Source organism: Candidatus Puniceispirillum marinum IMCC1322 (assembly GCF_000024465.1).
GTDB classification, from domain to species: Bacteria; Pseudomonadota; Alphaproteobacteria; order Puniceispirillales; family Puniceispirillaceae; genus Puniceispirillum; species Puniceispirillum marinum.
Genome location: NC_014010.1, coordinates 424,619 through 437,156 on the forward strand (window position 1 = coordinate 424,619; position 12,538 = coordinate 437,156).

10 protein-coding genes are annotated in these 12,538 nt (G+C 47.5%); 2 read left to right on the top strand and 8 right to left on the bottom strand.

Annotated elements, in window-relative coordinates; translation table 11 throughout:
* Positions 1 to 113 precede the first annotated feature (113 nt).
* The 3 genes from coaD to ssb form a co-directional block, all read right to left on the bottom strand.
* Positions 114 to 623: a pantetheine-phosphate adenylyltransferase gene (gene coaD / locus SAR116_RS02060; protein WP_013045271.1), complete on the bottom strand. Its 510-nt coding sequence runs from the start codon at positions 621 to 623 to the stop codon at positions 114 to 116.
* Positions 624 to 3,251 carry a DNA gyrase subunit A gene (gene gyrA, locus SAR116_RS02065; RefSeq protein ID WP_148212334.1) on the bottom strand — a complete coding sequence of 876 codons (2,628 nt, stop codon included), beginning with the start codon at positions 3,249 to 3,251 and terminating at the stop codon, positions 624 to 626.
* A gap of 210 nt (positions 3,252 to 3,461) precedes the next feature.
* Entirely contained in the window at positions 3,462 to 3,968 is a 507-nt protein-coding gene (gene ssb, locus SAR116_RS02070) for a single-stranded DNA-binding protein (protein ID WP_013045273.1), read from the bottom strand.
* A 235-nt stretch (positions 3,969 to 4,203) separates the two neighbouring features.
* Between ssb and uvrA the strand changes: the two genes are divergently transcribed.
* Entirely contained in the window at positions 4,204 to 7,089 is a 2,886-nt protein-coding gene (gene uvrA, locus SAR116_RS02075) for an excinuclease ABC subunit UvrA (protein ID WP_041861050.1), read from the top strand.
* A gap of 18 nt (positions 7,090 to 7,107) precedes the next feature.
* Positions 7,108 to 8,469, top strand: a complete 1,362-nt coding sequence (gene trmFO / locus SAR116_RS02080) for a methylenetetrahydrofolate--tRNA-(uracil(54)-C(5))-methyltransferase (FADH(2)-oxidizing) TrmFO (RefSeq protein WP_013045275.1) — start codon at positions 7,108 to 7,110, stop codon at positions 8,467 to 8,469.
* Here the strand turns inward: trmFO and SAR116_RS02085 are convergent.
* The 5 genes from SAR116_RS02085 to yajC form a co-directional block, all read right to left on the bottom strand.
* A complete protein-coding gene (locus SAR116_RS02085) occupies positions 8,466 to 9,158 on the bottom strand; it encodes a hypothetical protein (protein ID WP_041860716.1) in 693 nt (230 codons plus the stop codon). The two genes, trmFO and SAR116_RS02085, sit on opposite strands and share 4 nt — an antisense overlap.
* Positions 9,151 to 9,534, bottom strand: a complete 384-nt coding sequence (locus SAR116_RS02090) for an Mth938-like domain-containing protein (RefSeq protein ID WP_013045277.1) — start codon at positions 9,532 to 9,534, stop codon at positions 9,151 to 9,153. Before SAR116_RS02090 ends, SAR116_RS02085 begins: the two co-directional genes overlap by 8 nt.
* A 2-nt stretch (positions 9,535 to 9,536) precedes the next feature.
* Positions 9,537 to 10,472 (bottom strand): protein translocase subunit SecF, encoded by a 936-nt coding sequence (gene secF, locus SAR116_RS02095; RefSeq protein WP_013045278.1) that lies wholly within the window; start codon positions 10,470 to 10,472, stop codon positions 9,537 to 9,539.
* A gap of 51 nt (positions 10,473 to 10,523) precedes the next feature.
* Positions 10,524 to 12,107 carry a protein translocase subunit SecD gene (secD, locus tag SAR116_RS02100; protein ID WP_013045279.1) on the bottom strand — a complete coding sequence of 528 codons (1,584 nt, stop codon included), beginning with the start codon at positions 12,105 to 12,107 and terminating at the stop codon, positions 10,524 to 10,526.
* Positions 12,108 to 12,181: 74 nt separating this feature from the next.
* A complete protein-coding gene (gene yajC, locus SAR116_RS02105; protein ID WP_013045280.1) occupies positions 12,182 to 12,511 on the bottom strand; it encodes a preprotein translocase subunit YajC in 330 nt (109 codons plus the stop codon).
* Between the last annotated feature and the right edge of the window lie 27 nt (positions 12,512 to 12,538).

The window sequence follows — 12,538 nt, forward strand, 5'->3', positions numbered from 1 at the left end:
TAATGGATCAAATATGGTGTCACATCGTATAAAGAATGACCGAATTACTGTAAAGCCCAAAATGGAACGATTGCTGGGTTTTCGTACAAATAAGAGCTGGTGTTTATAAGTCTTTATTTACCACGCAATTTTGCTTTCAGCGCAACCGCAATATCATTAGGCACAAAGCTGGAAATGTCGCCACCATAACGCGCAACTTCTTTGACAAAACGAGACGCGACAAAATGTTGTTGTTCGGCCGCCATCATAAATATGGTTTCAAGCTCGCCATGTAGCCTTTTATTGATGCTGGCCATCTGAAATTCATATTCAAAATCGGAAACGGCGCGTAATCCGCGAACAACTGCGGTTACGCCTTCACTAGCGGCAAAATCGGTTAAAAGGGTTGAAAACCGTTTTACCGAAACGGTATTTGGAAGTTTATCAGTATCCATCAGCAGTTTTAGATGTGATGCCACCAGTTCGCATCTTTCATCACCTGATAAAACAGGATTTTTTCCGGCATTTTCCGCCACCGCCACGATCAGATGATCGCCAAGGCGCGCCGCACGTTGGATGATGTCGATATGGCCAAAGGTAAGTGGATCAAAAGTGCCAGGATACATGACAATGCGCTGACCCATTTAAGCCTCTTCGTCTGGCGCGTCACTATTGTCGGGTTTGACGGCCTCAGTCTCGGTTTGGGTTTCAGAATTGGGTGACGTTAAGGCGTCATCTCTGCCCTCTCCGTCAGCAACAACATCATGATCATCGTCATCATCATCACTTTCATGAATGAGGCCTGCTGAGACAACCTTTTCGTCATTATCATCAGCAACATCGAATAACCGCACGCCAAGCGTCTTACGGCTGGCAATGCGGATTGAGTCCCCTTCGCCACCATGAACCCTTATACGGATGATTTGGCCCTGATTGGTGACCAACATGAGCTGATCCTCCTCAACAACGGTAAAGGAAGCCATCACCTGACCATTGCGCGGTGAAATTTCTATATTGGCAACGCCCTGCCCGCCGCGGCCAGATTGTCGATAATCTTTTATAGGGGTGCGTTTGCCATAGCCATTTTCAGTCACTGACAGAATATATTCATTTTCAGGGTCAGCAATAATAGACATCGACACAACGCGATCTTTACCAAGTAGCTTGATACCGCGTACACCTGTCGAGTCACGGCCACGGAAAACACGTACCGCATTGGCCGCAAAGCGGATGGCCTTACCATTGCGGGTGGCCATCAACACGTCATCGTCATCATTGCAGGGGATCACCCCAACCAGCTCGTCACCATCCTGCATTTTCATGGCGATTTTACCATTGCGCTTGATATTGGTGAAATCACTCAGGTTATTACGCCGTACATTGCCTGATGCGGTTGCGAACATGACATTCAGGTCACCCCATGAACTTTCATCATCAGGCATAGGCATCACGGTGTTAATAGTCTCTTCTGGCTCAATAGGTAGTAAATTCACCATAGCTTTACCAAGCGATTGCGGTGCCGATTCGGGTAATTTGTAGCATTTAAGCTGGTAAACCATACCTTTTGAGGTAAAGAACAGAATTGGCGTATGCGTATTGGTGACAAATAGACGCGTTACAAAGTCCTCATCACGCGTTTTCATGCCTGCACGGCCTTTACCACCACGACGCTGGGCACGATAGATTGATAATGGCACGCGCTTGATATAGCCACGATGAGACACCGTCACCACCATATCTTCTTGCTGGATCAGGTCTTCATCATCCTGATCGGCCAATTGATCGGTGATTTCGGTGCGCCGATCATCCGACAGGCGTTCACGCGTGGCTGCAAGCTCATCAAGTATCACCTGACTAACGCGCGTATCCGAACCAAGTATATCCAGATAATCGGCAATTTTATCAGCAAGTTCCTGAGTTTCAGCAGCCAGTTTATCGCGTTCCATACCGGTCAAGCGCTGTAATCGCAATTCGAGGATAGCGCGGGCTTGCACCTCAGACAGAGTATAGTGATCATCGACAACCGCATGACCAGGATCATCAATCAGCGCTATAAACGCACCAACCTCATGCGCTGGCCAGGCTGTGGCACAAAGCTCATTACGCGCAGTTTCGGTATCTGGCGCTTTTTTGATAAGCTCTATGATCTCATCAATAGACGCAAGCGCAACCATCAGACCAGCCAGAATATGCGCCCTGTCACGCGATTTGTTGAGCAAAAATGTTGTCCGTTTAATAACAACATCTTTACGAAACTCACAAAAAGCCTCGATAACGTCTTTTAGCCCCATCTGGATTGGCCGACCGGCATTCATGGCCAGCATATTAACGGGAAAGCTCGTTTGCAGTCGTGTATGGCGGTACAGCTTGTTCAGCACCACATCACCCGCAGCATCACGCTTGACCTCAATGACAATGCGCATACCGGTACGATCGGATTCATCGCGAATGTCAGAAATTCCTTCCAGAACCTTATCGCGCACCATTTCACCGATACGTTCTAGTAGCTGTGCTTTGTTAACCTGATAGGGAATTTCATGAACAATGATTGACTCGCGGTCTTTGGCGTTGGTTTGCACCTCGGCACGGGCGCGCATGATGATAGACCCGCGCCCTGTTCGATAAGCCTCGCGGATGCCATGGCGACCCATAATAAGCGCACCAGTCGGGAAATCTGGCCCCGGTACGATCTCGGTCAGTTCTTCGGTGGTTATTTCGGGATTATTTACATAGGCCTCACAAGCGGCAATCACCTCCCCTGGATTGTGGGGGGGGATGTTGGTTGCCATACCAACAGCGATGCCATTAGCGCCATTGACCAGCAGGTTCGGATATTCAGCAGGCAGAACAGTAGGTTCCAGCTGGGTTTCGTCATAATTCTGCGCGAATTCAACGGTATTCTTGTCAATGTCGCGCAACAAGCTCTCAGCCGCGCGGGCAAGCCTTGACTCAGTATAGCGCATAGCTGCCGCAGGGTCGCCATCAACCGAACCAAAATTTCCCTGACCATCGACAAGCGGAAGACGCATTGAAAAGTCCTGCGCCATTCGCACCATTGCTTCATAAATAGAGCTATCACCATGTGGATGGTAATTACCCATGACATCACCGACAATACGGGCTGATTTGCGAGGGGGCTTTGTCCAGTCATAATTGCCTTCCATCATCGCGTATAGAATACGTCTATGGACTGGCTTCAACCCATCACGAACGTCAGGCAATGCACGTGAAACGATAACGCTCATCGCATAATCAAGATAGGATTTCCGCATTTCATCAGAGATGGAAATGGTTGGACTTTTTGGGCTAGTGGTCTCGGTCACATGTGTCTCGCTTATGGCGCACAAAAAGCGTGCTTATATAACTATATATATAGCATGAAACAAAACTGTAACACCATATATTGTTGCGCAAAGCAAAAAAAAGCGATGCTGATGTAAAGCCAAAAGCATCGCATTATAAATGTAATTTAACTTACTGATTTAAAATGGAATATCGTCATCAAGATCATTGCTGTCACGCATTGGAGGGGGGCTTGTAGACGTGCCCGTGCCGCCGCCATAACTGTCATCAGTTCCTGAACTTGATCCCGCACCGCTATCACCGCCGCCATAGCTACCGCCACCGCCGCCATCACCACGCCCACCAAGCAAGGTCAGCTCGCCACGATAACGTTGTAAAACGACTTCAGTTGTATATTTCTCGACACCTTGATTGTCTGTCCATTTGCGCGTTTGTAATTGCCCTTCAATATAGCATGTAGAGCCTTTGCGCAGATACTGTTCGGCAATTCGGCCCAAATTTTCATTAAAGATGACCACGCGATGCCATTCGGTACGTTCACGTTGTTCACCAGTGTTGCGGTCTTTCCAGCGTTCAGACGTTGCCAATGATAATTGTACGATCTTGGCACCATCCTGTGTAGAGCGCACTTCCGGGTCACGTCCCAAATTGCCGACCAAAGTCACTTTGTTTACACTGCCAGCCATGATCGATTTTCTCCTTAATTTGTTTTACGTTCGCAGATTACGCATCCCACCCCCCTGCTGACAAGATAATTCGGGTTATTTATTTTTTACATAAAAGACTTTTCCACATCAAAAGCACTAGCAAAATCTATCAGGAAATGGCTATATTCGCGCCATGCCAAATGATACAAAAAATACGTCGCTATCGCAGCGGGTCAAAGATATTTCTTCTCTTGATAAAACCTATGAACCACGGATGATTTCTGTTCGTGGTGCACGGGAGCATAACCTAGCAAATGTAGATATTGATTTGCCCAGAGACAGACTGGTTGTGCTAACAGGATTATCAGGATCCGGTAAATCTTCGTTAGCATTTGATACAATATACGCCGAGGGACAGCGTCGTTATGTCGAATCGCTGTCCGCTTATGCGCGCCAGTTTCTTGAGATGATGCAGAAGCCTGATGTTGATTTGATTGAGGGTCTGTCACCTGCCATTTCCATTGAACAGAAAACCACGTCGCGCAATCCGCGTTCGACCGTTGGTACAGTCACGGAAATATATGATTATATGCGGTTGTTATGGGCACGTGTCGGTATTCCCTATTCACCGGCTACCGGTTTGCCTATTCGAAGCCAGACTGTCAGCCAGATGGTTGATATCCTGCTGGCGATGGAGCAAGGCACCAGATTATACTTGCTGGCTCCGATCGTTCGTGGCCGCAAGGGTGAATATCGTAAAGAACTTGGGGAACTTAATCGTAAAGGCTTTAGCCGTGTCCGCATTGATGGGGCGCTGTATGATATCGATGACACGCCTGAGTTGGATAAAAAACGCAAGCATGACATTGAAGTTGTTGTTGACCGGGTCATCATCAAGGGTGATTTGGATGAACTGGCCACGCGTCTGGCTGACTCGTTAGAAACAGCACTGGCGCTTGCTGACGGTCTTGCCTATGCCGATACGGCCGAAAGCCTTGATAATACATCAGATGAACAGGATGACGATATAGCTGGTCGTCATGCGGGGCGGACAGTATTTTCAGCACGCTTTGCCTGCCCTGAGTCAGGCTTCAGCATTGATGAAATCGAACCGCGGCTATTTTCGTTTAACAATCCCTTTGGAGCATGCCCTGCCTGTGACGGATTGGGTGTCAGCAGTCATTTTGATGAACAACTTGTTGTTCCAGACCAGCAAACAACGCTTCGTGGTGGCGCGTTGGCGCCTTGGGCATCCAGCACCGCAAGATATTATATGCAGACGCTAGAATCGCTTGCCAAACAGTTTAATTTTTCTCTTGATGTGCCGTTCTATGATTTGGATGACGATACCAAATCAATCATCCTGCATGGTTCAGGCAAGATGCCTGTGACGATGGAATTTGATGACGGTATGCGGTCTTATCGGACAACCAAGCCATTTGAAGGTATTATGCCGAATTTGGCTCGTCGATATCGCGAAACTGACTCGTCATGGGTGCGTGAAGAACTGGAGAAATTCAGAGCCAATCATGCTTGTGATTCATGTGCTGGTAAACGATTGAAAGCCGAATCGCTGGCTGTGAAAATCGATAAATATGATATTTCAGATATTGCCCGTCTGTCGATTGGAGATGCGCGGGACTGGTTCTCTGATTTGGGCTCAAGGCTTGAAGGTCAGCAATCTGAAATTGCAGCGCGCATTCTAAAGGAAATCAACGAACGCCTCGGCTTTCTGGTCAATGTCGGCTTGAACTATCTGTCAATGGCGCGTAATTCAGGCACATTGTCTGGCGGCGAATCACAGCGTATTCGGTTGGCATCACAAATTGGATCTGGCCTGACGGGTGTTCTCTATGTTCTGGATGAGCCTTCGATTGGTCTGCATCAGCGTGATAATGACCGGCTACTGTCAACCTTGATACGCTTGCGCGACCTTGGCAATACGGTGCTGGTCGTTGAACATGATGAAGATGCGATCCGGTTGGCAGATTATGTCGTCGATATGGGGCCTGGTGCGGGTGTGCATGGTGGTTTTGTCGTTGCCGAAGGAACCCCCGAAGATGTAATGACAAATGAGGCGTCATTAACTGGTCAGTATCTCTCGGGTGTGCGTGAGATAGCGATACCCGAAAAACGGCGAAAAGGTACAAAAGGCCGTGTCATTCGTGTCGAAGGCGCAAATGGTAATAACCTGCAGGATGTGAGTGTTGGGTTTCCGCTTGGGGTGTTGACCTGTGTAACGGGTGTATCTGGTGGTGGCAAATCAACATTGGTTCTGGAAACGCTATGGAAATCACTTGCACGGCGCTTGCACAAAGCCCGTGAAATGCCTGCCCCACATAAAACAATCATAGGTGCCGACTATCTGGATAAGGTTGTTGATATTGATCAGTCCCCTATTGGCCGAACTCCACGTTCGAATCCGGCAACATATACTGGTGCCTTTACACCAATCCGTGAATGGTTCGCAGGATTGCCAGAAGCTAAAGCGCGTGGTTATGCGCCTGGGCGCTTTTCTTTTAACGTTAAAGGTGGCCGTTGTGAGGCTTGTCAGGGCGATGGACTTATCAAGATTGAAATGCATTTTCTGCCTGATGTTTATGTCACTTGTGATAGCTGCAAAGGCCGAAGATATAATCGTGAAACATTAGAAATTACATGGCGTAGCAAGTCGATAGCTGATGTTCTTGATATGACAGTTGAAGAAGGTGTTGAGTATTTTAAAGCTGTGCCGGCCATCCGGGAAAAGCTTGAAACGATGCTACGTGTGGGGTTGGGCTACGTCCGGATCGGACAGCAAGCTACCACCTTGTCCGGCGGCGAAGCCCAGCGTGTAAAGCTTTCAAAAGAATTGTCGCGGCGTGCCACAGGACGCACGATCTATATTCTTGATGAACCTACAACGGGACTTCATTTCCATGACATTGCCAAATTACTGGACGTCTTGCAGGAACTTGTTGATCAGGGCAATACCGTGATTGTTATCGAACATAATATGGATGTTATCAAGACTGCCGACTGGGTGATCGATCTTGGTCCTGAAGGCGGAGATGGCGGCGGTCTTGTTGTTGCCGAAGGTACACCAGAAGATGTTGCAAAAGTTGCTGGATCGCATACCGGGCATTATCTAAGCCGTATTTTTGACCCGTCAAAGACTTAAATTTCAAGGATGTGATCTATGCAAGATAATGATGGAGTCATTCACGTAATTGGGGGTGGGCTTGCTGGAAGCGAGGCAGCCTTTCAAATTGCTAGGCAGAATATTCCGGTAGTTTTGCATGAAATGCGCCCAAAACGCATGACTGATGCACATCATACACACGGTTTAGCCGAGTTGGTTTGCTCTAACTCTTTTCGCTCGGATGACGCAACGGCAAACGCTGTTGGGGTTCTGCATGAAGAAATGCGGATCTTGAATTCGGTTATATTGCGTGAGGCTGACAAGCATAAAGTACCGGCTGGTGGTGCCTTGGCAGTTGATCGTGATGGTTTTTCTCAAGCTGTTGAAGCGGCATTAACCGCTGACCCCCTAATCACAATTGAACGTGAAGAAGTGAATGACATACCTGATAGCTGGAAACAGGTTATTATTGCTACAGGTCCCCTCACCTCACCAGCTCTGGCCGAGATGATTCGCAAGTGGGGCGGCGAAGAAGACCTTGCCTTTTTTGATGCGATTGCGCCAATAGCGCATTTTGATAGTGTCAATATGGATGTGGCTTGGTTCCAGTCGCGATATGACAAATCTACCGATGGCGGTGATGGCAAAGATTATATCAACTGCCCGATGACAAAATCGCAGTATGAAGATTTTATCGATGCGCTGATTGATGGCGAAAAAATGTCATTTAAGGAATGGGAAGAAAATACCCCGTATTTTGAGGGATGTATGCCCATTGAAGTGATGGCATCACGTGGTCGTGAAACGCTTCGTTTTGGCCCTATGAAGCCCGTTGGGCTGACCAATGCACATGATGGATCACGACCCTATGCGGTGATACAGCTTCGTCAGGATAATGCTCTTGGTACGCTGTATAATATGGTTGGCTTTCAAACGAAATTGAAACATGCAGAACAGGTGCGCATTTTCCAAACCATTCCGGGTCTTGAAGATGCGCAATTTGCCCGTCTAGGTGGCTTGCACCGGAACACCTTCATCAATTCACCGCGCTTGCTTGATCCACAACTTCGGATGAAATCGATGCCGCGTATCCGTTTTGCGGGTCAGATCACAGGCGTTGAGGGTTATGTTGAGTCAGCCGCTATTGGCTTGATGGCTGGGCAGATGGCCGCGCTAGAATTGAAAGGTCAGGATTGGACAGCGCCACCGCTGGATACGGCACATGGCGCATTGCTGTCGCATATCACTGGCGGTGCGATGGCAGATAGTTTTCAACCGATGAATGTCAATTTTGGTCTGTTTCCGGAAATTGAAACGCCAGCTGGAACAAAAAGGCTAAAAGGGCGTGATCGCAAGGCCGCCTATGCTGGGCGTGCGCTTGATTCTATTCGCGCATGGAAAGATGTGACGGCCAGCTAGTCGGCAATCTTGAAGCCAAATAACCGCCACCGAAGCAGTCGCCAGACCAGCAAATGATCATGATCCATAGCATCATGCCCATACATATGCTTATGATACCCTATGATGGCGGCAAAATAGAGCCACCATTGACGACTTTCCTGCACCTGTTTTCGCAAGTTACCAAAAAACGCATTGTCCAGTGATGGTATTGTCGCTGGATCTGTTGTTGGCGTAGCGTGCAAGACAGGGGCAATTTTTTGCGCACTATCGCCAGTATCATGGCCACCCAGATAATGACCAACCAATTGCCAGCATATACTCCAGGCCTGTGTTGTCGAGGCCGTCTCGTCCATTGTACAAGCCTGCCATGCTTCAATTAATTTCAGAATATCATCACGTTCAATATCATCATTCTGTATATGTTTTTGCAAACGAACTACCAGAGGCGCAATATTGCCTTTATAGCTACTGGGAGCTACGGCCAATGTGTCGTACCACCATTGAACACGAATGGCAGCCAGCATTGGCTCCTTGGGAATGCGAAGGGCATTTTGTAGCTCACCAGATAAGCAAATTAAATTAGCGGCAAGAGAGCGACGCTGGGTGTTCTCAAATCCGAACACCAACGCCATTGCTGGATCCTGTATTTTAAGCGCCATTATCGCGTCTTTATGGAACTTATTGTCTATAAATGGCGTATCATTCATCAACAGCGATCAAACCTGCGGCGGCATCCCGCCCTTCACTCATCAACACATTCCATGTCCGGCAGGCAGCCGCAGTTGACATGACTTCAAGGTTGATATTGTTCGGTTTTAACTGGGCGGCAAGTTCAGGGTAAAGCTGCATGGGTGCTGGCCCAACCCCCAAAATGAATAAAGGTGGTGGTATATCGCCAAGCAAGGGGCCTAAATCGTCAAATGTCAAATTTTCCAAATTGGAAAGTGACCATGCCATTGTCATGCGTGGCAGAACTATTACATTTCCGGCGTATCTTGAACCGCTTATGCGAAATCCGTTATCACCATAGCCATGAATAAGCTGTAAGTCGCCTTTTTCAGAAAAGGTGCTTATATCGACCATGCCTAACGCTCATACTCCGGCACCTCAATGCCATTTTCATCATCATCAACACGCTTCAGATCAAAGCGTGACAGCATACCAACGGCAATAAACACTGACGAATAGGTGCCAATGATAACACCCCATATCATAGCCAGCGCAAAGTCTCGTAAAACAGCGCCACCAAAAATCACAATCGCGGTCAATGCAAGCAATGTTGTGACCGACGTCATAACAGTCCGTGACAAGGTCTCATTTAGTGACCGGTTCAAGATATCACGCTGTTCATAGGATTTGTAGCGCCGTAGATTTTCGCGGACGCGGTCAAATACAACAACCGTGTCATTGATCGAATATCCGGCAATTGTCAAAATCGCCGCCACTGTTGCTAGATTAAATTCAAAAGATGTTAATGAAAACAGGCCAATCGTTGACAATACGTCATGTGCCAGTGCCACAATCGCCGCGATGGAAAACTGCCATTCAAAGCGGAACCAGATATAAACAAGAATGGCCATCAGCGCGCACATGACAGCCAGAATACCTTTTTCTGCCAACTCGGCACCAACCGTCGGGCCAACAAATTCTGTGCGGCGGATATCGTAATCGCTACCAAGCATGTCAGTTACTGCTTTAATGGCAGCAATTTGGGCTTTTTCGTCACCTTCTTGACGCTGAATACGGATCAGAACATCCGTCTCAGTGCCAAAACCTTGCAAGCTGACATCGCCCAAATTCAAAGTGCCAAGGTCATTACGGACTTTGGATATGTCCGCAGGGCCGGTCATATTGCGTGCTTCCAGCAAGATACCACCTTTGAAATCAATGCCCAGATTAAGACCAACCGTTGCAAACATCCCAATTGATGCCAGAACTAGAAATGTTGACAAAACCATGGTGATTTTTTGCAATTTCAGAAAATCAAAATTGGTATCGCTTGGTACTAGTTTTAAACGCATTTTATATTTCCCTGATAGTCTTTATGGGGGGCATAACAACTGGATATAACGTTAAAGCACCAGTTCGTTTGGTTTCTTACGCTCAAGCCACAGCACAATGAACAGGCGCGTGACCATTACGGCGGTGAACATGGATGTGGCAATGCCAATACCAAGCGTTACAGCAAACCCCTTAATGGGCCCTGAACCAAAAATATACAGGAACGAGGCAGCAAATAATGTGGTCAGATTCGAATCAACAATCGTCGAGATGGCACGCTGATAGCCCCCATCAATGGCGGCCATTACTGACCGACCACGTTTTAATTCTTCCCGTATTCGTTCAAATATCAACACATTGGCGTCCACTGCCATACCCATGGTCAGAACAATACCAGCAATGCCGGGCAAGGTCAGCGTAGCCTGCAAGGCAGACAAAGCGGCAACAATCAAAATGACATTCACCAGTAACGCCATGTCAGCAAGGATGCCAAATGTGCCGTAGCTAAGGAACATATAGACTATAACAAGGCATAGCCCAACGATAGCGGCTATTTTACCAGCCTCAATAGAGTCCGCACCAAGGCCTGGGCCGATTGAGCGTTCTTCCATCACAATCAAAGGCGCTGGCAAGGCACCTGCCCGCAGAACAAGCGATAATTCGTTGGTTTCTGCAACTGTGAAATTACCAGTAATCTGGCCACTGCCAAAAATCTGGCTTTGTATCGTTGGCGCGGATACGACCTTACCATCCAAAACAATGGCAAAAGGCCGACCGATATTGGCACCTGTTACACGGCCAAAACGTTTGGCGCCCGCGGAATCAAGCTGAAAACTGACAGCTGGCTGATTATTCTGATCAAAGCTGGCTGTTGCATTTTCCAGCATTTCACCACTGACCATCACACGTTTTTCGATCACAAAATTGCGACCATCTTCGCTATCACTTGGCAATAAAATACTGCCAGGTGGTACACGACCGCGCTCAACCGCTTCTTGTGGTGTAATCCGCATATCGACAAGCTGGAAGGTCAGCTTGGCAGTACGGCCTAGCAAGCGTTTTACCGCTTCAGGGTCGTCAACGCCAGGCAGTTGAACAAGAACCCGATCCAAACCCTGTCTTTGAATGACAGGCTCTTTTGTACCTTCGGGATCCAGCCGTCGGCGGATGATTTCGATAGATTGCGCAATTGTGTTTGATTGTAATTCCGTCAGTCCGGTTTCGGAAAATGAAATGACATAGACTAACGCGTTGCTGGCAACATTTAAGCCCGTTGCAAGTTCATTAAGTATCGCCTCGGCTTTGTCAGCATCATCAGCATCCCGAATGGTGACGTGTACAGCTTTGCCATCAACCTTCAGGTCAGCAAAGCGGATCTTATCATTGCGGAACTCCTGACGTATGGTCTCACCAATACTGTCCAAGCGTTCTTGTTCAACAATATCCATATCAACACGTAACAACAGATGGGATCCGCCTTGAAGGTCAAGACCCAGATTGATGTGCTTGCCAGGAAGAAAACCAAAGACAGACTCAACTGTACTGTCTGACTGATTGTCATTTTGCGTAGGCGCCAGATTAGGCAACGCAAAAAAGACGCCTAACAAAATGACAAAAAGAACGAGTAATTTTTTCCAGCCTTCAAATTGCAACATTCGGTGCAAACCTTTTTATAAAACAGTCAGTATAAAGTTTCCGTTATATGATTAGATTTATCAGATAACGAACATTACTTCTTTTTGACCGGCTCGGTTTTGTTCTGGATATCAGCAATCATAGAGCGGACAATATGAACCTTTACGTCTTTGGCGATTTCCACCTCGACAGTCTCACTATCATCAACGACTTTAACGATTGATCCGGTTAATCCGCCTGATGTGATGATCTTATCACCACGCCGAAGTGCACCAAGCATTTCTTTATGCTGCTTAGCACGTTTTTGCTGAGGGCGGATCAACAGAAAATAAAATATCACCATTACAAAAATGATTGGTAACAGGCCAAAACCACCTTCGGCTAGGCCGCCAGACGCTTGTGCAAATGCAGGTGAAATAAACATGTTAAGAATGCTCCGTTATATTAATTA